We start from the raw sequence: 25,299 nt of genomic DNA on the forward strand, positions 1-25,299 counted from the left end.
TTTTTTGTTTACAATTCTTTAAATCGTTCGAGGGCACGCTCTCGCGCTTCTTTATGATCGACGAGTGGCATCGCATAATTGTCTCGCTCTGACGGATCCGGAAAGTGAATCGATTTGTCTGTCACATCTTTTAGCTCTGGCACATATTTCCGGATGAACGTCCCATCTGGGTCGAACCGTTCAGATTGCGTCGTCGGATTGAAGATACGGAAATACGGAACCGCGTCCGTCCCGACCGAGGCGGCCCATTGCCAACCCCCGATATTCGAAGAGGCCTCGTAATCAATCAACTTTCGTTCAAAATACCTTTCCCCTTTCCGCCAATCGAGAAGAAGGTGTTTCGTCAAGAAAGATGCGACAATCATGCGTAGGCGGTTGTGCATCCATCCGGTCTCGTTCAATTGACGCATCGCCGCATCGACGATTGGATAACCCGTCTCCCCGTTACACCACTTTTCGAACTGTTCCTCATCATCTTCCCATTCGAGCGATTTGTATTTGTCATTGAACGGTTGATCTTTCAACCCTTTGAACTTCGCCATCACCATATAATAAAACTCACGCCACAACAATTCGTCGTAATACGTGTCGCGTCCTTTAGATTTTTTTGTAGCCAGCACCTGCTCGGCGATCGTGCGAATCGATAATACACCGGTCCGTAAGTATGGGGATAATCGACTCGTCCCAGCAATACTCGGGATGTCACGTTTTTCATCATAATCGACCATCCGATCATTGACGAAACGCGTCAACCGTTTCTTCGCCTCGGTCTCCCCTAAGCCTTTCCACTCTCGCTCACAGCGTTTGAACAAGTCTTTCAGTTCTTTCGGCTGCTCGTTTTTCGAGCTGATGAAATCCGTTAACCGATCGATATCGACATCGTACGGTTTCGGCGGTTGCTCAGCATAAGCCGCTTTTTTGAACGGCGTGAACACTTTATACGGGTCTCCACTCTTCGTACTGAACGCATCGGGATGAAACAGATGCCGGTCAAGGAGTCGTACGACTTTCACGTCTTCACCAAGTGCCTCGATGACACGGTCGTCTCGCTGTTTGAACGGTTCTACATACTCCGCATTGAAATATAGAGCATCTATCTCCCCGAGCTGTTCCACGAAATCCTTCTCCGTTTCCGCGACGAGCACTCGAAGCCCCAACCCTTTTGTTTCCAAATCATCCATAAACGTTCGCATCGTCGAGAAGAAATAATCGTGACGGACTTCGAACGGGTCACAATATTTCGGGTTTAGCCAAAAGACGAAAGCGAGGTCATCCCCCTCTTCCATATCGTTCAGCGCCCGGTGAAGCATATGATTATCGGTCAATCTAAAATCCGATCGAAACCAACATACTCGTTTCATCATTCCCACTCCCATCTACAAAAAAGAAGCATAGCGAACTATGCTTCTTTTGATTATACAAATTCAATCAACAAGTCGTCACTTTGTATTGTGTCGCCTTCTTTAATATGGATGGCTTTGATCTCGCCATCTTGTGCTGCCTGAATCGTCGTTTCCATCTTCATCGCTTCCGTAACGAGTAGCTGCTCTCCACGATGAACACGACTTCCTGGTTCGACCAACACTTTCAAAACAGAGCCTGGCATCGAGGCACCGACTTGTTTCGGGTTCGAACGGTCCACTTTCGGACGGCTTGTTGTCGCGGATTTGACGTTCACGTCTTTAATCTCGATCTCACGCGGTACGCCGTTCATCTCATAAGAGACGAGACGAATGCCATCTTCGTTTGCCGCACTCACTTGTACGAGCTTGATGATCAACGTCTTCCCTGTCTCGATTTCCACTTGAATCGTCTCACCGACGTTTAATCCGTAGAAGAACGTCAACGTGTCGAGGACGGATACGTCACCGTACGTCGTCGTATGTTTGACATAGTCTTCGTATACTTTTGGATAGAGCGCGTGGGCAAGAAGCTCAAAGTCTGTGACCGGTCGCTCAAACTTCTCGAACAACTCTTGGCGTGCTGATTCAAAGTCATATGGCTTGATCAGTTTACCAGGACGAACGTTCAGTGGCTCCTCCCCTTTTAAGATGACTTGTTGGACATCTTTCGGGAAACCGCCAGGAGGTGTACCTAACTCGCCGCGCATCATCTCGACGACCGAGTCTGGGAAGTCGAGTTGATGGCCACGCGTCATCACATCCACTTCTGTCAAGTTGTGCTGCACCATAAAGAGCGCCATGTCACCGACGACTTTCGAAGAAGGGGTGACCTTGACGATATCACCGAACAACATGTTGACACGGGCATACATCGCCTTCACTTCTCCCCAACGGTCTCCAAGCCCGACTGCTTTCGCTTGTTGCTGAAGGTTCGAATATTGACCACCTGGCATCTCGTGTTCGTATACAGACGGATGCGGTGCGCGCATATCACTTTCGAACGGTTCGTAGTTGTGGCGCACGTCTTGCCAGTAATCACTGATCACTTCGTATTGTTTCGGGTCAATCTTCGGTTGACGTTCGTGGTGGTTGAGCGCGTAGACTAAACTTCCACCTGAAGGTTGCGATGTCATCCCTGACATCGAGCTTGCGGCAACGTCGACGATATCGACACCAGCATCCGTCGCGCGTGCGTAAGTGAAGATCCCGTTCCCTGAAGCATCGTGTGTATGCAAGTGAATCGGCAAATCGACCGCATCTTTCAATGCTGAGACGAGCGCATAGGCTGATTCTGGTTTCAATAAGCCGGCCATATCTTTAATGGCTAGAATATGGGCACCACTCGCCTCAAGTTTTTTCGCAAGGTCAATGTAGTACGGAAGATGGTATTTCGGACGGTTTCCGTCATACAAGTCACCTGTATAACAAATCGCTGCCTCCGCTACTTTCCCTGTCGGTAACGTCGCATCGATTGCTAATTGAATCGACTCTAGGTTGTTAAGACTGTCGAAGATTCGGAATACGTCGACTCCTGCATACGCCGCTTCATGCACAAACTTCTCAATGACGTTGTCCGCATAGTTTTTATACCCGACCGCGTTCGCGCCGCGAAGCAACATTTGAATCAAGACGTTCGGCATCTTCTCACGAAGCTTCATGAGACGTACCCATGGGTCTTCGGACAAGAAGCGGTATGCGACATCGAACGTCGCTCCACCCCATGCTTCGACTGAGAACAATTCTGGCATCAGTTTGCTTGTCGGCTCTGCGATATTGAGAATGTCTTGCGTCCGCATGCGCGTCGCGAGCAATGACTGGTGCGCATCTCGCATCGTCGTATCCGTCAATAACAGTTCCGGTTGACGTTTGATCCAGTCAGCCAGGCCGTCTGGACCGAGTTCCGTCAAGATTTGTTTCGTTCCCGGTTTTGCTTCTGTCGGTAGGTCTTGCGGGATACGTACCGAGCGGCTGATCGGTTTGTCTTTCAGACCGACTCCTGGGAATCCGTTCACTGTCACATCGCCGATATAGTTCAACAACTTCGTACCACGGTCTTTTCGTTTCGGGAAGACGAACAGTTCTGGCGTCTCATCGATGAATGACGTGTTGTAGTCCCCATTGATAAAGTTCGGATGCTTCATGACGTTAATCAAGAATGGGATGTTCGTCTTGATTCCACGAATTCGGAACTCGTTCAAGTTTCGGACCATTTTCGAAGCGGCTTGTTCGAATGTCATACCATGCGTCGACAGTTTCACGAGAAGTGAATCGTAGTACGGTGAAATTTCTGCACCGACGTACGCGTTTCCGCCGTCAAGACGGACACCAAAACCACCTGGAGAACGGTATGCCATGATTTTCCCAGTATCCGGCATGAAGTTGTTCCCTGGGTCTTCTGACGTAACACGTGATTGAATCGCATAACCGAGAAGTTTAATGTCCTCTTGCTTCGGCATTTGAATCATATCACCGTGAAGCGATTCTCCCTGTGCAATCATCAATTGCGTTTGGACAATATCAAACCCTGTGACCATCTCTGTGATCGTATGCTCAACTTGGACGCGTGGGTTTACTTCGATGAAGTAGAATGATTCGTCTTCCGTCACTAAAAATTCAACCGTACCGGCGTTGACGTATCCGACGTGACGCATAAGTTGAACCGCCGCATCACAAATCGCTTGACGTGATTCTTCGGATAATGTCACACACGGTGCCACTTCGACGACCTTTTGATGTCGGCGCTGCACTGAACAGTCACGCTCGAACAAGTGAACGATGTGACCGTGCTCATCTCCGAGAATTTGAACCTCGATGTGCTTCGGACGTTCGACTAATTTCTCTATGTACACTTCATCAGAACCAAATGCTTGTTTTGCTTCCGATTTTGCACGTTCAATCAAATCTTTCATTTCTGCTTCTGTACGGATAACACGCATCCCGCGTCCTCCGCCACCCATCGATGCTTTGACCATGAGTGGGAAGCCGTGTTCGTTCGCAAACGCCTCTGCATCTTCATACGATGTGAGTGGACCGTTCGAGCCTGGGATGACTGGAAGACCTGCAGCAATCGCACTCTGACGCGCCCGAACTTTGTCCCCGAACGCATGCAAGTGTGACTCGTGTGGTCCGACAAAGATGATGCCCTCTTCACGGCAACGTCGTGCGAGGTCAATGTTTTCTGAAAGGAATCCATATCCCGGGTGAATCGCGTCACTGCCTGACTCCTTGGCGATGCGAATGACACCTTCGATATCGAGGTACGCATCAATCGGCTTCTTATCGAGTCCTACCAAGTAGGCTTCATCGGCTTTAAAGCGATGTAATGAACCGCTATCTTCTTGCGAATAGACGGCTACAGTCCGAATGCCTAACTCAGTTGCCGCTCGAAATACGCGAATGGCAATCTCCCCACGGTTTGCAACAAGTAACTTTTTAATTGGTTTCAAATGAAATCCCCCCGTTAAATTGATTTAAATGTTTCTTACCTGACCACATGAAGCGATGAACGTTGAACGTTCTCTTCGGACTTCACCCGAATTTCTTCTCGTCGTGTCGCTTCTCGATGACGGTTACGCATCGAGATACTACTAAGTACCCCGAGAACACCCATCATCATGATCAGCGATGTTCCCCCATAACTGACCAGCGGCAAGGTCACCCCTGTCCCTGGGAACCAACCAGACATCGCACCGATATTGATGGCTGTTTGAATGATGATTTGTGATGCAATCCCAAACGAGACGAACATCGCAAAATGACTATCTGCATGATTGGCAATATGAATCGCGCGAAACGCGATGAAGAAGAGCAGTACCAAAACCGTCAGCACACCGAAGAACCCTAACTCTTCAGCAATGATCGACATAATATAGTCGGTTTCAGGTTCTGGTAAATACCCATACTTTTGAAAACTGTTCCCGAGCCCGACACCCGTCAATCCACCATGTACGATTGAGATGATCGACATGAGCAACTGATGACCGTATCCTTCTGGGTCCATGAACGGGTTGAACACGACCTCAATCCGGCTTCGTTGATTCTCTGAGAAGATTGTCGTGAACAATAAGAACACAGCACCGACACCGGCTAAAATCCCAGGAATTAAAATTCGAAGGGGTGCCCCGACTCCGAACCACATGAGCAACATGATGGAACCGAGGACGAATAATCCCCCCATGTCTGGCTGTCCATTGATGGCGATGGCGTAGAACGAGAAGTAAAAAAGAACCGGTACTAAGAAGAAAGCACCGATTTGAGCGCGCCATCCTTTTTTCACGACGGCAGCCCGAGCGAGACGCCCCGGTAGTCCTTTTAACTCATTATTCCATAGCTCGTGGTAATAGTTCGCAAGCAGTATGATGAGAACGAATTTGGCAATCTCGACCGGTTGAATGGTAAATCCGCCGATGATGAGCCAAGCCCGTGCCCCGTTCAATGGTGGCATCGCCCATGTAACAAATAGCAAGATGACAGAGACCGCATAGAGACTGAGACGAATGCCTTTCTTCCGAAACATCTCATAGCGGAACAGCGTCGCAATCAAGTAGACAAAGATCCCGATTCCTACGTAGACGAGCTGGCGATAGAACAAGCTGCTATTCGCATAGTCCCCACGATTCCAAACACTCGCACTGTAAATCATGATCGAGCTGATCCCGACGAGTAAGAGCACTGACAAAAACAACGCAAAATCAAAATACCGAAACCGTGTTTTCATGTATTCACTTCCTTATGTAAAACAATCCGACAACCTTTATAAAAAAATACTCAAACAGCGCCACTTGCACAGTTTGAGTATAAGGTTCATAATTCTGAAGCTTCTGCCAAGGCAGACAACTTTTGTTCCAATGAATCGAGCAGTCCTTTACCTTCAATGTCTGAAATGAGTCCAAGACGAACCGCAAAATCAATTTGGCGCGATAGTCCAAACATATGTGTATCAAGCACCTCTTCATAAAGCGGGCACTTCGGCATTTTTAGGTTTTCTAACTGTACTTCAATCAGACAACGGATTTTTTCAGCATCCGCCTCGAGTAACTGAAGCGCTTGCTCCCGTTGGATTGCAGCCAAATTTGTCGCCACTACGACCCCTCCTCCGTACGATGACAGACTGTTTGTCATAACTCAACTGTACATTATCTTTCATCATAATTCAATGTACAGTATGGATGATTGCGACATTCTTCCTCTTTTCCATTTTAAGAGAAAGAGCGCTATAATGAAACGTGTAATGTGTATAAAGGGGGATGTAAGCATGATTTTTCCACTAGATGGAGCGGTTCGTCACAGTTTGACGATTGACCCGACCGTATGGATTTTTGACGACCGCAAACGAAAGATTGAAGAATTGGACTCTGTGACTGAGAATGACCGTGAGGCCTACTATGCGAAAATGGGGAAAGCATGGGACGATGGTCTATCACAAGGAACAAGAATCGACCACAATAAGCCGATGTCTCGACAAGACAAGGACGCAGCTTTGCGCGATTCGTTCGCGATGCCGCTCGCACCATTTTTGAACAATGCCGAACCAATTGATTTGGCCACACACGTCCGTTTTTACGGAGAAACAGTGTTGACGCTGTCGCTTAGCGAAGCATCACGCGTGTACTTACAATTTTCAAAAGACGGGAAAGTACTCGCTGACGGACCGGTCTATGTATTATATGAAGATCAGGTCATTCGCCAAGTGAATCACATAACCGTACTGAGTAATCAATGAGAAGGAACTTTCCTTCTCATTTTTTGGACTTTTTACTTCACAAAGTGTAATATGTAGTGTATTGACTACAAATTGAATAAGAAAGGTCGTGACGCTTACGATGCCTCTTTGGAAACGAAATTTAATAGTTGTTTGGATCGGTAGCTTCTTGACCGCCGCTTCAATGAGTCTCGTCCTCCCCTTCCTGCCGTTGTTTATTGAACAACTCGGGGTAAAGGACCCTGACCATGTCGTCACTTGGTCGGCGATCGCGTTCGGCGCGACGTTCCTCGTGGCCGCCATCGTTTCCCCGATGTGGGGACGTCTGGCTGACCAAAAAGGAAGAAAGTTGATGCTTATCCGAGCAAGCCTCGGAATGGCCATCGTGATGTTTCTCATTAGTTTTGTGCAAGACGTGTATCAACTGGTCGGGTTGCGTTTACTCATGGGTGCCGTTTCTGGATTTATCTCAGCCGGTATCACCTTAGTCGCTTCCCAAACCCCAAAAGAGAAAAGTGGCTGGGCGCTCGGTACCTTGTCGACCGGTGGAATCACCGGTGGTCTACTCGGCCCGCTCATCGGCGGACTACTTGCAGACTGGATTGGGCTTCGATCCGTTTTTCTCTTTACCGGAAGTGCACTCTTCCTTACATTTCTCATCACGCTCTGGTTCGTAAAAGAAGACTTTGTCCCAGTGAAACGTGATGAACTCGCTTCAGTGAAGTCCATTTTCGCCTCACTGCGGCATCCGCAATTGATTGTCGGATTGTTTGTGACAACGTTCCTCATCCAGTTCTCAACACAATCAATCGGACCACTCTTGACGTTATATGTACGTGAATTAAATCCGCATACGACCGCACTTGCCTTCATGGCAGGGATTGTCGCATCTGCCCCTGGGCTCGCTGCTCTCTTTTCGGCGCAACGCCTCGGACGATTATCGGACCGATACGGGGCAGAACGGATCTTATTTTGGGCACTGCTCCTCTACAGTTTATTCTTAATCCCGCAAGCATTCGTCACCTCGACGACCCAACTCATTCTGTTACGCTTCGGGATTGGATTTGCGACCGCCGCATTGATGCCATCCGTTCAGTCGTTGCTGCGACAGCATACACCAACCGCTGCAACCGGAAGGATCTTTTCCTATAATCAGTCAGCTCAGTTCATGGGAAATCTACTCGGACCGCTATTTGGATCCCAAATCGTGGCACACTTCGGATTTTCCGCACTGTTCATCGTCACAGGATTGATCATGATTTCAAACGCCTTTTTAGAACGGACGAACGTCCAATCGCTACAACTCGATACAAAATAACGCCGAGCGCTTAGCTCGGCGTTATTTGTGTATCTCGCTTATAATAAGTCGGCCGCCAATCTGGCGAGAGACGAACGCTCCCCTTTTACCAGTTGGACGTGACCGAAGACATTTTGTCCTTTGAATCGTTCAACCGCGTACGTCAATCCATTCGAATATTCATCTAAATACGGATGGTCGATTTGGTACGGGTCACCGACGAGAACAATTTTCGAGTTCTCCCCGACACGGGTGAGAATCGTCTTGATTTCATGTTTCGTTAAGTTTTGAGCTTCGTCGATGATGATGAACTGGTCGGGCATGCTTCTTCCTCGAATATAAGTGAGCGCTTCGAGTTGAATCGATTTCATACCAGCTAGAATATTTCCTAGCTCATCTTTTGAATTGGCACTGAAGAGAAATTCTAGATTATCATAGATCGGCTGCATCCATGGACGTAGTTTTTCTTCCATCTCACCTGGCAAGTAGCCGATATCGTTCCCCATCGGGACGACCGGTCGGGCGACGACGAGCTTGTTGTATCGTTGCTCGTCCTCAACGAGAGAGAGTCCTGCCGCTAGGGCAAGGAGCGTCTTTCCGGTTCCCGCTTTTCCGAGTAACGTGACGAACGGAATGTCATCTCGCAACAATAAGTCGAGCGCCATCCGCTGCTGAACGTTTCGTGGATGAATTCCCCAGATGTGGTCAGCGTCGAGCGCTAGCGGACGAACAATCGGTTGGAGCGTGTCGACCACCGCGAGCGCACTCGCTTTCGACACGTTACTTTTTAACACGACGAACGAATTCGGATATAACGTTTGTTTCGTCAATGCGGATGTCGGAAGTTGGCGTACTTTATAAAATTCATCGATAAGTGATTGATCGACCTCGATTTCACGATAGCCGGCATACAAATTCGTCGTATCGACGATGTGGTCGGTCAGATAGTCTTCTGCATCAATTCCGATTGCGTCCGCCTTCACACGGACCAGTATATCTTTTGAGACGACGACGACTTTATGGTTCGTGTCATGCTCGTATTGTTTCATTAATTTTAAGGCAACGAGTAGGATGCGGTTATCGTTCGTCATCACGTCGAATGGAATATCGACTTCGTGTTCGTGTCCAATCTCGACAAAGAGACGTCCACCGTTTTCAAGTGGGACGCCGTCATGAAGTTTCCCCGAAGTTCGGAGTTGGTCTAGAACACGCGACGTTTCACGGGCGTTCCGCCCGACCTCATCCATGTTTCGTTTTTTACCATCAAGTTCTTCTAAGACAATGGCCGGGATGACCACGTCATGTTCTTCAAATTGAAATAAGGATAGCGGATCATGTAGGAGTACGTTCGTATCGAGTACATACGTTTTTTTCATAGACTTTGCCGCCCCTCGACTATAGGATGGTAATCAAGAATGAAGACTTTCTTTCACTTCACGGTCTAACTTTTCCGCCGCTCGGATATCATACGTTTTCGTAATTTCGGGCTGAGCATATGCTGCACCATAAAATGAGATATTTCTCACTTCTTCGACATGTCCTTCAAAAAATCGAAGATGAAGGCTCGGTTTTAACGCTGGCTCAAATTCTCGGATGGATGAAAGTAAAACATGATAGGACTGACCATCTTCGATAAAGATGAGACCCGCTGTCTTTTCGGTTGATAGTATCGTCACAATATGCGAATTCTTGGTTAAGGCGAACCGCATCGTGTCCTTGTCGAGTGCTTGCACCCAACTGATGGCGTGGCTGATCGGCCAACGCTTTGCCTCATCAAAACCGACGAGAAATGTTAACGGCATGTCATTCAACAATCGCTGTTGAGCGGCTGTCAATTCAAACGTTGCCTTACTCGCCATTCAACTCCCCTCCTTTTAACCGGGTATGGTTGTACCATTCTCCCTTACCGATTCAATTCCCTGCTTTCAACGAATGAAATCATGCTATACTCATCCTATAGAGGAAGGTGAAAAGATGCGTGTAAAATGTTCTCTTTGCGATAAAGTCGAGACGATCGACTCATGGTCGTTTGAAGCAAAACGATTGCGCAACAAGCCGGCTAAAACGTATATGTGTCAAGACTGTCAGGAGCGAATCAGCGAACGTACGGCTGAACGCGCCGCATCTGGACAATTCAAGTTATATCCTACATTTCGACAAAAGCGAAATTGGTAATGAAAACGGGCGCCTCCGAAGAGACGCCCGTATTTTTTATGACTCGACTGCATCCTGACGACGGTTCCACCAAAGACGACCGCGATAGATGGCCAACACGATGGCCATGACAGCAAGTACTTCTGGAATCGGCCACGTGAAAAAGACGAGCGCCATCGTACCTGCGCCAAGTGCAAGTAGAATATAGACGATCAGTGATTTCCACCATGCCAATTGTTTTGCAAAACCAAGCTTAAAGACGAGAATCGTCAGTAAGATGACCGTGACAACGAGTGCGTTGAATCCGACCGAAAAATCGTTCGGGTCGCTACCGACACCTAGCATCGAGGCAATCCACGGAACATCAATTTGTGTGATATCGATTGTTTGAGAAGCTTTCAAGACAAAGAGTCCCCCTTTATTTCATACACATCCATTCTACACTATTCCATGCAAAAGGGAACGCCGAAGCGTTCCCTTTTTCACCTACTTATTCTTTACCAAGTTTACGACGCTTGTCAGCTTTCTCGCGTTCGTTCTTGTTCAAGATCTTCTTACGAAGACGGATTGACTCCGGTGTGATTTCACAGTACTCGTCATCGTTCAAGAACGTGAGCGACTCTTCAAGTGAGAAGACGCGCGGACGTTTCAAGACTTGTGTCGAATCTTTTGCTGAAGCACGCATGTTCGTCAATTGCTTCCCTTTAACAGCGTTAATCGCAAGATCGACGTCACGGTTACATTCACCGATGATCATTCCTTCGTATACATCCGTACCTGGCTCGATGAAGATCGTTCCACGGTCTTCGAGTGCACCGATTGAGTAAGCCGTTGACTTCCCGTTTTCGATACAAACCATAACACCACTACGACGACCACCGATATCAGCTGCGATATACGGACGGTACTCTTCGAACGTGTGGTTCAAGATTCCGTATCCGCGTGTAGCAGACAAGAATTCGTTACGGTATCCGATGAGACCGCGTGATGGAACGATGAATTCCATACGTGTCTGACCGTTATCGTTCGTGTTCATGTTAGCAAGCTCACCTTTACGGAGACCGATCGACTCCATGACTGAACCTGTGTACTCTTCTGGTACGTCGATGATCACGCGCTCAAACGGCTCAACTTTCGTACCGTTTTCGTCTTCACGGATGATAACTTGTGGCTTCGACACTTGAAGCTCGTAGCCTTCACGACGCATGTTCTCGATCAAGATACCGAGGTGAAGCTCACCGCGTCCTGATACGACCCACTGGTCAGGAGAATCCGTGTTTTCCACACGAAGCGATACGTCTGTCTCAAGTTGTTTCATCAAACGCTCTTCGATCTTACGTGCAGTGACGAAGTCCCCTTCACGTCCTGCGAACGGCGAGTTGTTCGTCATGAAGCGCATTTGAAGTGTTGGCTCATCGATACGAAGGAGCGGAAGTGGCTCTTCTTTACCGACTGGCGTAACTGTCTCACCAACGTTGATGTCTTCCATCCCGGCGATAGCAATCAAGTCACCTGCTTTAGCTTCTTCGATTTCAACGCGCTTGAGGCCGAAGTAACCGAACAATTTCGTGACACGGAGTTGCTTCACTGTACCGTCTGTCTTACAGAGCGATACTTGCTCACCGACTTTGATTTTCCCACGGAAGACGCGACCTACACCGATACGACCGAGGTAGTTATCGTAGTCGAGCATCGTCACTTGGAATTGAAGTGGCTCATCTGAGTTATCAACTGGAGCTGGTGTGTTTTCAAGAATTGTATCGAGCACGTGTGTGATCGTGTCTTCTTGGTTTGCTGGATCAGGATCGAACGAACTTGAACCGCTGACAGCCGATGTGTAGACGACAGGGAATTCAAGTTGATCTTCATCTGCGCCAAGATCGATCAAGAGATCGACGACTTCATCGACAACGTCGAGTGGACGAACCATCGGCTTATCGATTTTGTTAACAACGACGATCGGACGAAGTCCTTGGTCGAGTGCTTTTTTCAATACGAAGCGAGTCTGTGGCATACAGCCTTCACGCGCATCGACGACGAGGATAACGCCATCAACCATACGCATGATTCGCTCAACTTCCCCACCAAAGTCTGCGTGACCTGGCGTATCTACGATGTTAATACGTGTATCTTTGTAATCGATTGCCGTGTTTTTCGCGAGAATTGTGATTCCGCGCTCACGTTCGATATCGTTTGAGTCCATCGCGCGTTCTGCGACTGCCTCGTTCGTCCGGAAAGTACCAGACTGTTTCAATAATTCATCGACTAACGTTGTTTTACCGTGGTCAACGTGAGCGATGATGGCTACGTTACGAAGGTTTGTTCTTACGTTCATGTAGTTATTCCTCTCTTATTTAAAAAGTTTCAGCTTTTCTTCAACTTTAAGAGTATAGCACACGTCACAGTACCTTTGTCGAGTGGAATCGACTGTGAACGTTTTCATTGGACGTTTTTTATCATACAATGGGGTGGAGAAGAGAAAATAAGGAGGAGTCTCCATGCAGCTTATGTTTCTATTGATTGCCATGGCCGTCGTCGCTGGATTTGTCGGCATCGGCATTGGGGTGGCCGAAGGAAGCGCCGCCATCATTTTAGGCAGTCTCGTACTTAGTGGTGTCGCGACGTTCTTTGGTATTCAATTACGTCGTCGCATTCTTTCCGACCGTCAATCTTAATAAACACAAGGGGGTTGCCCGACTTTCGTCAGAGCAACCCTCTTTGCTTTTATTTGATAACTCAAATCGGACGCGTCAAACAGATGCGGTCACGTAAGACCAAACCATCCTCCTCGATCGGATCGTATCCATGTTGGATAAAATAATCACGTTCCACAGAATCAAATCGGAATCCGGCTTGTTGATAAAAACGCAATTGCATGATGCTTGAATTCCCCGTACAAACGAGGAGTTCTTGACCGCCAAGTGTCGTCGCCCGTTTTACCGCGTCTTGTAGCATCCGCTGACCAATCGTTTGGTTTTGTCTCTCCGGCTTCACCGCGATATTGACAAGCTCGACCCGTCCTGCCCCGTGCGATACGAGCATATAGGCACCGACGATTTCTCCTCCGAGTAACGCTTTAAACGTTCGTCCTGTTTGAAACTGTTCTCGCACCATCGCTTCATTCGGATTCGCTAAAACGAGTAAATCACGAATTTCTTCATACGATTCATGTTCCACGATTTGAAGATCCGGCTTCGCTTCGGGGGTCAACCATTTTGCGATGACATAGTGTTTGATGACGTCATTGACGAATGTCTCGCTTCCTGCCAATACAGATGTTCTCCCATCGTATCGAATCGGTTCCCCATATAAGGAAACGACCCGTCCACCCACTTCTTCGACGAGCAATTTCCCTGCAGCATAATCCCACGGCATATTGCGCATCGTAATGTATCCGTCCACTCGTCCTGCGGCGAGCCAAGCAAGCTCAAGCGAGGCAGCGCCATGCGCCCGTGTCCCAATCGAATCCCGAACAATCGGGGCAAGGATTTCCGGGGCAATTTGATGGTTCGGAGTGACCCACGTCGCATTCATACTTAAAAATGCATCTCGTACATGATGTTCATGTAGATTCGTTAATGTCCGTCCGTTCAATGTCGCACCATACCCTCTTCTTGCCATGAACATCTCATCCGCCATCACGTCATAGACAAATCCGTACTCTACGACCCCATCGACCATCACGGCCACCGAGATGGCAAACATACGCTTCTGATGAATAAAGTTTAACGTCCCATCAATTGGATCGACGAACCATACCGTTCCTGATAACGTGTCTGGCGTATCCGTCGTTCCTTCTTCACCCATGATTTGATGGTCCGGGAATCGGTTTTGGATACGGCGGACAATCAGCTGTTCCACCGCTCGGTCAATTTCAGTGACCAAGTCTCCTTTTCCGGTCTTTCGTTCCACTTCATAATGTTGATCAATCTCGCGACGAATCAGCTCTCCCGCCTGTTTGATTAAATCGACTGCAAACCATTCTATCATCTGTGATCACCTCAACTGTATTGTACCAAACAAAAACCAGTATCCGCTCGGAATACTGGTTGAATGTGTGTGTAATGGTTAGGCTTCGAGACGCAATAATTCTTGGCGGTACTTCTCCAACCGATGCTTGCTAGCCTGAACTGTAGCATCATCCTGTGACGCCATCGCATCGAAAAGGGTTGCCAATTCATAATCAATCTCCAAGCGCAGCACCGGAATCCGTTTTTCTGCGTCTTTTCTTTTGAATGCCTCAATCACTTGTTTCATAAGATGCCACACTCCTTTTGTTGGGCTACAAGTTACGGTTTGGTGAGTTGAATTGAGTATATCAGATAAAATTCGAAAAAGAAAGAGAATTGTCTGACTATTTTGAATTTTTTATCTTAATGGATATATTCCCAATTTCAATCCCCTTAAACCTGAATAAGTGTTAGGTAACTGTACCCGACTTTTAAGAAGAAATAACAAAAAAGCATGCCTGAATTTGCACGGGCATGCTCCGACTTACAGTTTAATCATTTTGCTCGATGACTTCATCGCTGCTTGAACGGTACGATACGTAGAATATCCAGTCTGTTCATCGTGAACCGCGTTCAGTTGTTTCTCTTCTGACTTAGATGTTACGATTTGCTTGAAAGCTCGATACGCGTCTAGGAAAACCTCACGCTCGACTCCACCTTCGTTCGCTTGTGCGACGACATTATAAAACTCGACGACCTCGATCAATTCATCGGTCGTCCAATCCGGATTAATCGGATAATTGATTTGCATATTGTTCACCTCGACACTCATTGTATCAACAAAAAAAACTATTGCAAGTTACGTCAGAAATCTCTATAGTTTTTTTGTTGCTTCTTTTTTAAATCAACATATAAATTAACGATATCATTCATCTAATAAATAAACTGATTCCAAGGGGGATTTACGATTGAAATTAAAAGGTGCTACTCAGCTCGAAACGCCACTATTTGACACGTTGCTTGAACATGTCGACTCAAATCCGATTGCGTTCCATATTCCTGGTCACAAGAGCGGGAAAGGGATGGACCCAGAGTTTCGTGACTTTATTGGCGAAAACGCCCTAAAAATTGATTTGATTAACATTGCCCCACTCGATGACCTTCATCATCCAAAAGCGGCAATCGCTGAAGCGGAACGCTTGGCGGCAGAGGCGTTCCGTGCTGATGAGACCTTTTTCTCCGTTCAAGGAACGTCGAGTGCCATCATGGCGATGATCATGGGCGTCGTCGGACCGAATGAGAAAATCATCGTTCCACGTAACGTGCACAAATCGGTCATGTCCGCGCTCGTCTTGACGGGTGCACACCCGGTCTTCATCCACCCAGAATTCGATGAGACGTACGGCATCGCGCACGGGATTACAGCAAGTGCTGTAGAACGTGCACTCGAGCTTCATCCGGATACAAAAGCCGTACTTGTCATCAACCCGACTTATTTCGGTGTCGCGGGTGATTTGGAGCGAATCGTTGACGTCGCTCATGCACAAGATGTGCCCGTACTTGTCGATGAGGCACACGGTGTCCATCTTCCGTTTCACGATGAACTCCCACTCTCGGCGATGCAAGCGGGAGCAGACGTGGCGGCAACGAGCGTGCATAAACTTGGCGGCTCGATGACAGGAAGTTCCATCTTGAACGTACGCCGAGGTCTCGTGTCACCAGAGCGGATACATGCGATGCTTTCGATGATCACAACGACTTCAACATCATACTTGCTCCTCGCTTCTCTTGATGCGGCGCGTCGACAACTTGCGACGAAAGGTCATATGATGAACGAACGTGCGCTTGACCTTGCTCGAGCAGCACGGACAGCAATCGGTCAAATGCCGAACTTGTCGGTTTACGGACATGCGGAGCTCCATTCGGAATCGACTTATGCACTCGATGAGACAAAAGTGCTCGTATCGGTTCGTGAGCTCGGTGTGACAGGATTTGAAGTCGAGAAGTACCTTCGTGAGAAACACCGCATCGAAGTCGAGATGTCAGATCTATTGAACGTGCTCTTCATTGTTACGTCAGCAGACGATGAGTCGACGATTCAAGCATTGATTGAAGCGATGCGTGACGTCGTGTCCGTTTATCAGAAGTCTGGGAATGACTCACTCTCAATCATGCTTCCTGAAATCCCGCCATTGGCTCTTAGCCCGCGTGATGCGTTTTATGAAGAGACGGAGACGATCCCTCTTGAGAACGCCGTCGGACGCATTTCAGCGGAATTCATTATGGTGTACCCACCAGGGATTCCAATCATCATTCCAGGTGAATTGATCACAACGTCGACACTCGAATACATCATGGCCAACATCGAAGCCGGTCTCCCGGTTCAAGGTCTTGAAGATGAGTCTCTTCAAATGATTAAAGTCATCCAACAAACAAAAGCGATTCGCTAAATAAAAAATGAGCCGGTCATCGTGACCGGCTCATTTTTTATGTCATCTCAGAAAAGGTGGCTGTAGATGATCGAATTGCTTCCCCTATTGCCTATTATAAGAAAACGCTTACATTTTTTCAAGTGTCAATTTCCTCAGATGCTTCTGTTTTTTCAACTAGGCAGAGTCGTAAAAATTCAGCGACGTGCTCTGTATCATTCAAGTTAATGCCGAGCATCGGATACAATTGACGGGGCTCTTCTAAAGCATGTAGATCGAGAAGGGCCGATTGACCGGTTTGCATACAGACGACTAATACCTTGCCCATGAATTGGTGTGTATAGACGAAACCAAAGTCATAGCGGGCAGCTTCTGTCTCAATCCCGGTGAAACGTACACGACTCGTCTCGGATACGGTATATAATAACTCCTCATCGAATGCCATCAGGATTCCCTCCCTTCTCTCTTCACAAGTATTTTCCTTTATACTACAAGTATGAAACCTAAGGAGAGAGTCATCATGAAAATTGAGTATGCCAAATCGTCAAACCAAGAAGCACTCGCGCAATTGATGCATGAGCTATGGCCCGACGCCCCGATTGAGGAATTGCGGATGGAAGTCAAACTCGGTCTTGCTTCAAAAAAAATGCATTATTTCATCGCATCCTCTGACACAAAAACGATTGGATTTTGCCAGCTCAGCTTCCGGCATGACTACGTGCCAGGTTCAAGCATGTCTCCGACAGCCTACGTGGAGGGAATCTATGTCGTTGAATCCGAGCGTCAGAGAGGTGTCGCTGCCCGTCTGATTGATGCTGCCTCAATGTTCGCGGCACGTCATGGTTGTATCGAACTGGCATCAGATACCGAACTTGAAAACGAGAGCAGCCAACAGTTCCATGAGAAGATTGGATTCCAAGAAGTTGAACGTGTCGTCACCTATATCAAAAAACTCTCTCACGAAACGTGAGAGAGTTTTTACTAGCATACTTATTTAACGACGTGGATTGGCATACCCATTGCGATTTCAGCAGCTTCCATTGCCATCTCACCGAGTGATGGGTGAGCGTGGATTGTAAGTGCGATATCTTCAGCAGTCATACCAGCTTCGATTGCGAGACCAAGCTCAGCAATCATATCTGATGCGCCAGTACCCGCGATTTGAGCACCGATCAAGAGACCGTCCTCTTTGCGAGTGATAAGCTTCATGAAGCCGTCTGGCTCGTCAAGTGCAAGTGCACGACCGTTCGCTGCGAATGGGAATTTCGAAACTGTGATTTCGAGTCCTTCTTCTTTTGCGAGTGGCTCTGTGTAACCAACCGTTGCGAGTTCAGGATCTGTGAAGACGACTGCAGGGATTGCAGAGTAGTCGAGGTAAGCTGGCTTACCTGCTGCTGCTTCCGCCGCGATTTTCGCTTCGTAAGATGCTTTGTGTGCAAGTGGTGGTCCAGGAACGATATCACCGATTGCATAGATGTTTTCGTTCGAAGTCTTACACTGGTCATCGATTTCGATGATTCCACGGTCGCTGATTTTAACGTCCGCGTTCTCAAGGCCGATGTCGCCTGTGTTTGGACGACGACCAACTGTGACGAGGACATAGTCCGCTTCAACAGATTGCTCTTCACCATTTACTTCAAACTTAACAGTTACGCCGTCTTCCGTTTCTTCGACACCTTTAGCAAGTGCGTTTGTGTGGATTGTGACGTTCCCTTTTTGTTTGAGTTTCTTCTTAACGATTTGCGTCATTTGTGGTTCGAAACCAGACAAGATGTCGCTAGCGCCTTCTACAACCACTACTTCTGTATCGAAGTTAGCGTATGCAGTACCGAGCTCCATACCGATATATCCACCGCCGATGACGACGAGTTTCTTCGGTACTTCAGGAAGTGCCAATGCGCCAGTTGAAGAAAGGACGCGTTTTGACCATTTGAACGATGGAATCTCGATTGGTGTAGAACCAGTCGCAACGATCGCTTTTTTGAATTTGTAAGGAGTTGAGCTGTCTTCTGTGATGACACGAACTGTGTCTTCAGAAGCGAAGAAAGCTTCACCTTGAACGATTTCAATCTTGTTTCCTTTGAGGAGACCTTTGACACCGCCAGTCAATTTGTTAACAACTGACTGTTTCCAGTCTTGAACTTTTGTGAAGTCCACTGACACGTTGTCAGACGAGATTCCCATTGAATCATGTCCTTTAGCGTGTTGGAAGTTGTGTCCAGCTGTGATCAACGCTTTCGATGGGATACATCCGACGTTTAGGCAGACACCACCGAAGTTGCCTTTCTCAACGATTGTTACTTTCATTCCGAGCTGTGCGCCACGGATTGCGGCAACGTATCCACCAGGACCGGCACCGATGACAAGCAAATCAGTTTCTTGTGCGAATTCTCCTACTACCATGTTCTTATCCCTCCATCATTAGAAGTGCTGGGTCTTCGAGCAAGCGTTTCACCATGTTAAGAGCGTTCTGTGCAGTCGCACCGTCGATGAGGCGGTGGTCAAAGCTGAATGAAAGTGCAAGTACTGGCGCAGCAACGATTTCACCGTTCTTGACGACAGCTTTCTCAGCGATACGGCCGATACCGAGAATTGCAACTTCTGGGTGGTTGATGACAGGTGTGAACCATTGTCCACCAGCAGAACCGATGTTTGTGATTGTAATCGATCCGCCTTTCATGTCTTCCCCAGCGAGCTTACCTTCACGAGCTTTACCTGCAAGTTCGTTAATGTTTGTAGCAAGTGCATAGATTGATTTACGGTCTGCATCTTTTACGACTGGTACAACGAGTCCGTTGTCCGTGTCAGCTGCGATACCGATGTTGTAATAGTTTTTGTAAACGATTTCTTCGTTCACATCATCGATTGAAGCGTTGATTGTTGGGAATGCTTTCGCTGCAGCAGTCAATGCTTTCACGACGAATGGCAAGTACGTGAGTTTCACGCCTTGGTCAGCCGCGACTTGTTTGAAGTCTTTGCGGAGTGCGACGAGTTTTGTAACGTCGACTTCGTCCATGAGCGTAACGTGTGGTGCAGTGTGTTTCGAGTTAACCATAGCTTTCGAGATGGCTTTACGGATTCCACGGATTTTCTCACGTGTTTCAAGTTCTGGAGTCGCTGACTCGTAAGGCTTGATTTCCGTTTTCGCAGCTGCTGCTGGTGCTACAGAATCTGTTTTCTCTGTTGTAGCTTCTGCAGACGGTGCTTCACCGTTCGCGAATGCATCAATGTCTTCTTTCAAGACGCGACCGTTGTCGCCAGAACCGTTTACTTCACGGATGTCGACACCTTTTTCACGTGCATATTTACGGACAGATGGCATTGCGATGACACGCTCAGATTTGTGAAGTTGAACGTCGCGTGGCGCGTCTTCTTTCACATCTTCTTTCACGTCTTCTGTCTTCTCTTCTGCTTTCGGTTGTTCAGGTGCTTCTTCTTCTTCACCTGCTGGTGCGTCGCCTTCGATGTCAAACGAAATGAGGACGTCGCCGACTACGGCAACTGTACCTTCAGAAACTTTAACTTCTTTGACTGTACCGTCGACTGGAGCTGGGATTTCAACGACTGCTTTGTCGTTTTGTACTTCTAAAAGAACATCGTCCTCTTTGACCGTATCCCCTGCTTTTACGAACCACTTGACGATTTCACCTTCGTGAATACCTTCACCGATATCTGGTAATTTAAATTCAAATACTGCCACTGGTTTTTCCTCCCATCAATTCATCATGTAAACACGACAAGGGAGAACATTCTCCCTCATCGTTTATTCGACACGATCTTAGAAGTTCACAACTTCCTTAACTTTTGCAACGACATCTTTATGGTCTGGTAACCACATGTCTTCACCTTGTGCAAATGCAAAGACTGTGTCTGGTGCAGTTACTCGAAGAACTGGTGCTTCGAGGTGAAGAATTGCGCGTTCTTGAATTTCAGTTACAACGTTCGCTGCGATACCTGCTTGACGTTGTGCTTCTTGAACGACGATCGCACGACCTGTTTTCTTAACAGATTCTACGATTGTGTCGATATCAAGCGGGCTCACTGTCATGAGGTCGATGACTTCAACGTTGATGTTTTCTTTTTCGAGTTCTTCCGCTGCTTTAAGTGAAGTATGCACCATCGCACCGTAAGTGATGATTGAAACGTCTGTACCTTCACGTTTCACATCTGCTTTACCGAGTTCGATTGTGTAATCACCTTCAGGTACTTCGCCACGGAATGAACGATACAATTTCATGTGCTCGAGGAACACAACTGGGTCGTTGTCACGGATTGACGCGATCAACAAACCTTTTGCATCGTAAGGAGTCGATGGAATAACGACTTTAAGACCAGGTGTCTGAGCCATCAAACCTTCAAGGCTATCCGCGTGAAGCTCAGGTGTCTTAACTCCACCACCGAATGGTGAACGGATTGTGATTGGTTGGCTGTAAGCGCCGCCTGAACGGTAACGCATACGTGCCATTTGAGCTGCGATTGAGTCAAACACTTCGAATACAAATCCGAAGAACTGGACTTCCATGATTGGACGGAATCCAGTAAGACCTAGACCGATTGCAAGACCACCAATCCCTGATTCAGCGAGTGGCGTGTCGAAGACACGGTCTTCGCCGAGCTCGTCTTGGAGACCTTCCGTCGCACGGAATACCCCACCGTTTTTACCAACGTCTTCTCCGAAGAGAAGTACTTTCTCGTCGCGTTTCATTTCAACGCGCATCGCATCAGTAATCGCTTGGATCATTGTCATTTGAGCCATAACTTACTTCGACTCCTTTGCAGTATATTCTTCAAGCTGTTCTTTCAAGTTTGAAGGAAGTTCTTCGAACATGTTGTTGATGAAGTCCGAAACTTTTTGTTTTGGTTCTTTGTCAGCTTGGCTGATTGCTTCTTTCACATCAGCTTTCGCTTGCTCGATCACTTCGTTCTCCATGTCTTCGTTCCAGAGTTTTTTGTTCTCAAGGAAGAGACGGAAACGTACGAGTGGATCTTTTTCTTGATACTCTGTGTCGAGTTCTTTTGTACGGTAACGTGTTGGGTCATCCCCAGCGAGCGTGTGTGGTCCGTAACGGTAAGTGAGTGACTCGATGAGCGTTGGTGTTCCTTCGAGTGCGTCAACGCGAGCTTGTTGTGTCGCTGCAAGCACTGCAAGAACGTCCATTCCGTCTACTTGGATTCCGTTGATTCCAGCTGCAACAGCTTTTTGCGCGATCGTTTTAGCTGCTGTTTGCTTCTCAACTGGTGTCGAAATAGCGAAGCGGTTGTTTTGAACGACGAAGATTGCTGGTGATTTGAATGCACCTGCAAAGTTCAATCCTTCGTAGAAGTCACCTTGTGATGAGCCACCGTCACCTGTGTAAGTAATAGCGACATTTTTGTTGCCGTTGCGTTTGAGGCCCATAGCCACACCCGCAGTTTGAATGATTTGTGCACCGATGATGATTTGCGGCATCAATACGTTGACACCTTCAGGGATGCGGTTTCCTGCCACGTGTCCACGTGAGAACAAGAACGCTTGATAAAGCGGAAGTCCGTGGAATACGAGTTGTGGAATATCACGGTATCCTGGAAGGATCCAGTCCTCTTTGTCGAGCGCGTATTGCGTCCCGATCATCGTCGCTTCTTGACCTGCCACTGGCGCGTAGAATCCTAGGCGTCCTTGACGGTTAAGTGAGATGGCGCGTTGGTCCCAGATTCGAGTATAGACCATGCGGCGCATGAGTTCCTGAAGTTGCTCGTCCGTTAGGTCAGGCATTGCGTCTTGGTTGACGACCTCACCCTTCTCGTCGAGAATACGGAACGTTTGGAAGTTTTCTTCCACGTTTTGAAGTACCTGAACGTTGTTCATTCGTTTCACCTCATCCTTTCAACTATGAGACAATTGTCTTTTTTGTGATCAAACACTATCTCAAATCTTACGTGTATCTGTCCAAAAAAGCAATCTGTATTAACGTAATTCAGGAAAGTTATGCTCTCCTGCCGTTTCCTAGTTAGTATAAAACGGGTTGTTATAATAACGCAAAAAATATGCTTACTGAAATAAAACGCTTACATTCAAGGGATATGACATTCATTTTGCCTCTGTATCATTTTCGTTTCACCTTCTGTACCATCCACATTCTTCTCCTTTTAAATATGATATAATCAATCATATATGTTTTATAGAAAGGAAGTTGCACATGTTAACGATGAAAGACGTCATTCGCGAAGGAGACGAACGACTCCGCACACGTTCAATTGAAGTACCGATTCCGCCAACCGAAGAGGACTTGGCGCTACTTGACGAGATGGAGACGTTCCTCGTCAATAGTCAAGACCCAGAGATGAGCGAAAAATACGAGTTACGAGGTGGTGTCGGAATCGCCGCGCCACAACTCGGTGTAACCCGTCGTTTCTTCACAGTCTTGCTACAAGAAGAGGAAGAAACGTTCAAACTCTCGATTTTCAATCCTAAAATCACAAGCCACTCCGTCGAACAGACATTTTTAAATGGTGGGGAAGGATGTTTGTCGGTCGACCGCGTGGTCAAAGGAAATGTACCTCGTTTTCGTCGAATCACATTAGAAGGGTTTGACCGAGACGGACAACCAATTAAGCTTCGTCTTCGGGGAATGCGCGCGATCGTGTGTCAGCACGAGCTCGACCATTTGGACGGTATTTTATTCTATGACCGAATCAATACGTCGAATCCGCTAGACACATACGGCGAACCGATCTAACATGTTTAGCTCGAGAAAAAGGGCACTGTTGTTACTATTCCCATTTTTATTTCTTTTAATCGGCGGATGTGTGCGCATTAATTACGATGCGACCGTGCATTACGATCAATCCGTTTCACTCGAAACCACTTATGCTTTCCGCGACCACCCAGTGATGAAGTTGCTCAATCTCAGGCTCGACTGGGATACGTGGAAGGAGCAGGCCGAGGATAATGGGTACGAGACTGAAGATTATTCGAGCGCCGATGATTATGAAGGAATGGTCTTGAAGAAGACCTTCCGCAATGTGGATGAGTTACAACAGATTAAAAAAGAATGGAAAACCGGTCCAGCCGGAATTCTCGTCCCACCTGACATTCAATTCGATATCGAGCAACGAGAAGGCATCTGGTTCGACTCTTACACGATGCAGACGAACCTCGATCTTCGACTAGATCAGGTTGACTTACCTGGTGTCGAACTGTCGGGTTCACCTAAGAAATTAGCTGAACGATATATCCGGCAAGCCGATATCCGCTTTAATTTAACCGTTCCGACCGGCGTGTTCGTGGAAGACGGGACTGGCCTTGACCTTCGCTCCATGAAGCATGTCGAGTGGCAAGTGTACGGAGGACGCCAGAATAATTTAACACTCGTCGCCCATGTGCCAAACGTTAAAGCATGGGTGATCACCATCATCGTATTTGTCGCAGCGATTCTTTTAGGGTATTTCATTTGGCGTAAATATCGAAAAAACATCGGCAACCCTAGGGAAACATCGATTCGTTCGCGCCTGTTAGGGTTATTGATTGTCTCCCTTTCACTCGTATTGATTGTCGGGACATTCCGACAAGAATTGGCGAATGAGCGACAAACCGAGGCGATTCGCCAAGCGTCGCAGACGAACGAGTTTATCCCTACGTTCGCGGTGCATGGTCTACTCGGGACTGACCGAACGTTCCTCCGCTTCTCGCAAGCGATGGAAGAGAGTGGCCAAGCAACCGACGGTGCCCTTTGTACGGTTACCGTCAAAGGAAAAACCGACTGCGAAATTTATGACTACAGCTCGAATCGTCCAATCGTTCGAATCGAGTTCGAGGATGCAGAAGCTTCTTTGAACAATCAAACAAAATGGTTAAATTCAGCCATTGAAACGTATAAGAAAACGAGGAACCGCTCATTCGATCGCATGTATATCCTCGGTCATAGTATGGGTGGCGTTGCGGCTGCCAACTACATTTTGAACCAGGAAACATACATCGTCGATAAGTTCGTCACGTTTGATAGTCCATTCGGCGGCACTCGACTCGCAAACTTTGGCCTATCGGCTAGTAACTTTGGAATCAACACAGGTAGCCCTGCCATCCGTGACTTATCACCTAACTCGGACGGGCTACAAGCTTTCCAGTCAAAACTTGAGACATGGCCACGATCCGTACAAGTGCTATCCTTCTCTGGACGAGGCGGCGAGTTCAATCTGATTGAGCCGTCAAGTTCTCTGTTACTCGAAAAGTATACGAATAACATTCAGACAGAGACCGTACCGTACGATCACTTCTCGCTTCACCGTAAGAGTGACGTCTTGAAAGAGTCTGGGAAATTCTTATACGAATACACGAACGAGTTTAATCCAATCGAGACGAACTAACGTCAAAACAGCTATCCCCAAT

Annotated in this window: 24 protein-coding genes; 8 read left to right on the forward strand and 16 right to left on the reverse strand. The window is 47.5% G+C overall.

All coding sequences use genetic code 11. The features are described from left to right. Positions 1–8: 8 nt before the first annotated feature. The 4 genes from PJK55_RS05305 to PJK55_RS05320 form a co-directional block, all read right to left on the reverse strand. On the reverse strand, positions 9–1,361 hold the full coding sequence (locus PJK55_RS05305; RefSeq protein WP_271305032.1) for a cryptochrome/photolyase family protein: 1,353 nt from the start codon (positions 1,359–1,361) through the stop codon (positions 9–11). Between the two features lie 53 nt (positions 1,362–1,414). Next, on the reverse strand, positions 1,415–4,849 hold the full coding sequence (locus PJK55_RS05310; RefSeq protein ID WP_271305033.1) for a pyruvate carboxylase: 3,435 nt from the start codon (positions 4,847–4,849) through the stop codon (positions 1,415–1,417). A 35-nt stretch (positions 4,850–4,884) separates the two neighbouring features. Beyond that, the gene (locus tag PJK55_RS05315; RefSeq protein WP_271305034.1) at positions 4,885–6,120 is read right to left on the reverse strand and encodes an FtsW/RodA/SpoVE family cell cycle protein; all 1,236 of its coding nucleotides are present in this window, start codon (positions 6,118–6,120) and stop codon (positions 4,885–4,887) included. 86 nt (positions 6,121–6,206) lie between these two features. Next, a complete protein-coding gene (locus tag PJK55_RS05320) occupies positions 6,207–6,485 on the reverse strand; it encodes a YlaN family protein (protein WP_015881276.1) in 279 nt (92 codons plus the stop codon). Between the two features lie 172 nt (positions 6,486–6,657). Here PJK55_RS05320 and PJK55_RS05325 point away from each other — a divergent pair, with 172 nt between their 5' ends. Both PJK55_RS05325 and PJK55_RS05330 read left to right on the forward strand, forming a co-directional pair. Then, entirely contained in the window at positions 6,658–7,125 is a 468-nt protein-coding gene (locus tag PJK55_RS05325; RefSeq protein ID WP_224860578.1) for a hypothetical protein, read from the forward strand. Positions 7,126–7,225: 100 nt separating this feature from the next. Then, positions 7,226–8,422: a multidrug efflux MFS transporter gene (locus PJK55_RS05330; protein WP_214819565.1), complete on the forward strand. Its 1,197-nt coding sequence runs from the start codon at positions 7,226–7,228 to the stop codon at positions 8,420–8,422. A gap of 38 nt (positions 8,423–8,460) precedes the next feature. Here the strand turns inward: PJK55_RS05330 and PJK55_RS05335 are convergent, their stop codons facing one another. Together PJK55_RS05335 and PJK55_RS05340 are read right to left on the reverse strand one after the other, a co-directional pair. Continuing rightward, on the reverse strand, positions 8,461–9,777 hold the full coding sequence (locus PJK55_RS05335; RefSeq protein WP_214695586.1) for a PhoH family protein: 1,317 nt from the start codon (positions 9,775–9,777) through the stop codon (positions 8,461–8,463). A gap of 33 nt (positions 9,778–9,810) precedes the next feature. Next, entirely contained in the window at positions 9,811–10,260 is a 450-nt protein-coding gene (locus PJK55_RS05340; RefSeq protein ID WP_271305035.1) for a hypothetical protein, read from the reverse strand. Between the two features lie 115 nt (positions 10,261–10,375). On the opposite strand from PJK55_RS05340, the gene PJK55_RS05345 reads away from it, so the two are divergent. Continuing rightward, on the forward strand, positions 10,376–10,576 hold the full coding sequence (locus PJK55_RS05345) for a YlaI family protein (RefSeq protein ID WP_074034957.1): 201 nt from the start codon (positions 10,376–10,378) through the stop codon (positions 10,574–10,576). 36 nt (positions 10,577–10,612) lie between these two features. Here PJK55_RS05345 and PJK55_RS05350 read toward each other — a convergent pair whose 3' ends face one another. Together PJK55_RS05350 and typA are read right to left on the reverse strand one after the other, a co-directional pair. Then, positions 10,613–10,957, reverse strand: a complete 345-nt coding sequence (locus tag PJK55_RS05350) for a YlaH-like family protein (protein WP_074034961.1) — start codon at positions 10,955–10,957, stop codon at positions 10,613–10,615. An 88-nt stretch (positions 10,958–11,045) separates the two neighbouring features. Further along, positions 11,046–12,890, reverse strand: coding sequence for a translational GTPase TypA (gene typA / locus PJK55_RS05355; RefSeq protein ID WP_074034963.1), 1,845 nt, complete (start codon positions 12,888–12,890; stop codon positions 11,046–11,048). 163 nt (positions 12,891–13,053) lie between these two features. Between typA and PJK55_RS05360 the strand changes: the two genes are divergently transcribed. After that, positions 13,054–13,230: a DUF5325 family protein gene (locus PJK55_RS05360; RefSeq protein ID WP_214748310.1), complete on the forward strand. Its 177-nt coding sequence runs from the start codon at positions 13,054–13,056 to the stop codon at positions 13,228–13,230. A 61-nt stretch (positions 13,231–13,291) separates the two neighbouring features. Here the strand turns inward: PJK55_RS05360 and PJK55_RS05365 are convergent, their stop codons facing one another. The 3 genes from PJK55_RS05365 to PJK55_RS05375 all read right to left on the reverse strand — a co-directional run bounded on the left by PJK55_RS05365 (position 13,292) and on the right by PJK55_RS05375 (position 15,316). Then, positions 13,292–14,545, reverse strand: a complete 1,254-nt coding sequence (locus tag PJK55_RS05365) for an inositol monophosphatase family protein (RefSeq protein WP_271305036.1) — start codon at positions 14,543–14,545, stop codon at positions 13,292–13,294. A 78-nt stretch (positions 14,546–14,623) separates the two neighbouring features. Further along, positions 14,624–14,812, reverse strand: a complete 189-nt coding sequence (locus PJK55_RS05370) for a hypothetical protein (RefSeq protein WP_015881266.1) — start codon at positions 14,810–14,812, stop codon at positions 14,624–14,626. A 237-nt stretch (positions 14,813–15,049) separates the two neighbouring features. Then, positions 15,050–15,316, reverse strand: a complete 267-nt coding sequence (locus PJK55_RS05375; protein WP_214748331.1) for a UPF0223 family protein — start codon at positions 15,314–15,316, stop codon at positions 15,050–15,052. 157 nt (positions 15,317–15,473) lie between these two features. Here PJK55_RS05375 and PJK55_RS05380 point away from each other — a divergent pair, with 157 nt between their 5' ends. Beyond that, a complete protein-coding gene (locus PJK55_RS05380) occupies positions 15,474–16,955 on the forward strand; it encodes an aminotransferase class I/II-fold pyridoxal phosphate-dependent enzyme (RefSeq protein WP_214760628.1) in 1,482 nt (493 codons plus the stop codon). Positions 16,956–17,073: 118 nt separating this feature from the next. Here the strand turns inward: PJK55_RS05380 and PJK55_RS05385 are convergent, their stop codons facing one another. Continuing rightward, complete coding sequence (locus PJK55_RS05385) at positions 17,074–17,379, reverse strand: DUF3055 domain-containing protein (RefSeq protein WP_074034985.1); 306 nt, start codon at positions 17,377–17,379, stop codon at positions 17,074–17,076. 75 nt (positions 17,380–17,454) lie between these two features. Here PJK55_RS05385 and aac(6') point away from each other — a divergent pair, with 75 nt between their 5' ends. Further along, positions 17,455–17,904, forward strand: coding sequence for an aminoglycoside 6'-N-acetyltransferase (aac(6'), locus tag PJK55_RS05390; protein WP_271305037.1), 450 nt, complete (start codon positions 17,455–17,457; stop codon positions 17,902–17,904). A gap of 20 nt (positions 17,905–17,924) precedes the next feature. Here the strand turns inward: aac(6') and lpdA are convergent, their stop codons facing one another. The 4 genes from lpdA to pdhA all read right to left on the reverse strand — a co-directional run bounded on the left by lpdA (position 17,925) and on the right by pdhA (position 22,779). Beyond that, positions 17,925–19,337 carry a dihydrolipoyl dehydrogenase gene (lpdA, locus tag PJK55_RS05395; RefSeq protein ID WP_074034989.1) on the reverse strand — a complete coding sequence of 471 codons (1,413 nt, stop codon included), beginning with the start codon at positions 19,335–19,337 and terminating at the stop codon, positions 17,925–17,927. A gap of 4 nt (positions 19,338–19,341) precedes the next feature. Beyond that, a complete protein-coding gene (locus tag PJK55_RS05400) occupies positions 19,342–20,634 on the reverse strand; it encodes a dihydrolipoamide acetyltransferase family protein (RefSeq protein WP_214819549.1) in 1,293 nt (430 codons plus the stop codon). A 78-nt stretch (positions 20,635–20,712) separates the two neighbouring features. Next, a complete protein-coding gene (locus PJK55_RS05405) occupies positions 20,713–21,690 on the reverse strand; it encodes an alpha-ketoacid dehydrogenase subunit beta (protein WP_074034993.1) in 978 nt (325 codons plus the stop codon). A 3-nt stretch (positions 21,691–21,693) separates the two neighbouring features. After that, positions 21,694–22,779 (reverse strand): pyruvate dehydrogenase (acetyl-transferring) E1 component subunit alpha, encoded by a 1,086-nt coding sequence (gene pdhA / locus PJK55_RS05410; RefSeq protein ID WP_015881258.1) that lies wholly within the window; start codon positions 22,777–22,779, stop codon positions 21,694–21,696. Between the two features lie 331 nt (positions 22,780–23,110). Between pdhA and def the strand changes: the two genes are divergently transcribed. Both def and PJK55_RS05420 read left to right on the forward strand, forming a co-directional pair. Next, on the forward strand, positions 23,111–23,650 hold the full coding sequence (gene def, locus PJK55_RS05415; protein WP_214875346.1) for a peptide deformylase: 540 nt from the start codon (positions 23,111–23,113) through the stop codon (positions 23,648–23,650). A 1-nt stretch (position 23,651) separates the two neighbouring features. Continuing rightward, on the forward strand, positions 23,652–25,277 hold the full coding sequence (locus tag PJK55_RS05420; RefSeq protein WP_442899490.1) for an alpha/beta hydrolase: 1,626 nt from the start codon (positions 23,652–23,654) through the stop codon (positions 25,275–25,277). Positions 25,278–25,299: the final 22 nt, after the last annotated feature.

Source organism: Exiguobacterium sp. MMG028 (genome assembly GCF_027947425.1).
Taxonomy (GTDB): domain Bacteria; phylum Bacillota; class Bacilli; order Exiguobacteriales; family Exiguobacteriaceae; genus Exiguobacterium; species Exiguobacterium aestuarii_A.

Coding starts and splice junctions, on each gene's coding strand:
- def (WP_214875346.1), top strand. CDS start 23,111: ATGTTAACGATGAAAGACGTCATTCGCGAAGGAGACGAACGACTCCGC.
- PJK55_RS05315 (WP_271305034.1), bottom strand. CDS start 6,120: ATGAAAACACGGTTTCGGTATTTTGATTTTGCGTTGTTTTTGTCAGTG.
- PJK55_RS05335 (WP_214695586.1), bottom strand. CDS start 9,777: ATGAAAAAAACGTATGTACTCGATACGAACGTACTCCTACATGATCCG.
- PJK55_RS05385 (WP_074034985.1), bottom strand. CDS start 17,379: ATGGCATTCGATGAGGAGTTATTATATACCGTATCCGAGACGAGTCGT.
- PJK55_RS05305 (WP_271305032.1), bottom strand. CDS start 1,361: ATGAAACGAGTATGTTGGTTTCGATCGGATTTTAGATTGACCGATAAT.
- PJK55_RS05330 (WP_214819565.1), top strand. CDS start 7,226: ATGCCTCTTTGGAAACGAAATTTAATAGTTGTTTGGATCGGTAGCTTC.
- PJK55_RS05370 (WP_015881266.1), bottom strand. CDS start 14,812: ATGAAACAAGTGATTGAGGCATTCAAAAGAAAAGACGCAGAAAAACGG.
- lpdA (WP_074034989.1), bottom strand. CDS start 19,337: ATGGTAGTAGGAGAATTCGCACAAGAAACTGATTTGCTTGTCATCGGT.
- PJK55_RS05340 (WP_271305035.1), bottom strand. CDS start 10,260: ATGGCGAGTAAGGCAACGTTTGAATTGACAGCCGCTCAACAGCGATTG.
- PJK55_RS05360 (WP_214748310.1), top strand. CDS start 13,054: ATGCAGCTTATGTTTCTATTGATTGCCATGGCCGTCGTCGCTGGATTT.
- typA (WP_074034963.1), bottom strand. CDS start 12,890: ATGAACGTAAGAACAAACCTTCGTAACGTAGCCATCATCGCTCACGTT.
- pdhA (WP_015881258.1), bottom strand. CDS start 22,779: ATGAACAACGTTCAGGTACTTCAAAACGTGGAAGAAAACTTCCAAACG.
- PJK55_RS05420 (WP_442899490.1), top strand. CDS start 23,652: ATGTTTAGCTCGAGAAAAAGGGCACTGTTGTTACTATTCCCATTTTTA.
- PJK55_RS05375 (WP_214748331.1), bottom strand. CDS start 15,316: ATGCAAATCAATTATCCGATTAATCCGGATTGGACGACCGATGAATTG.
- PJK55_RS05405 (WP_074034993.1), bottom strand. CDS start 21,690: ATGGCTCAAATGACAATGATCCAAGCGATTACTGATGCGATGCGCGTT.
- PJK55_RS05365 (WP_271305036.1), bottom strand. CDS start 14,545: ATGATAGAATGGTTTGCAGTCGATTTAATCAAACAGGCGGGAGAGCTG.
- PJK55_RS05325 (WP_224860578.1), top strand. CDS start 6,658: ATGATTTTTCCACTAGATGGAGCGGTTCGTCACAGTTTGACGATTGAC.
- PJK55_RS05345 (WP_074034957.1), top strand. CDS start 10,376: ATGCGTGTAAAATGTTCTCTTTGCGATAAAGTCGAGACGATCGACTCA.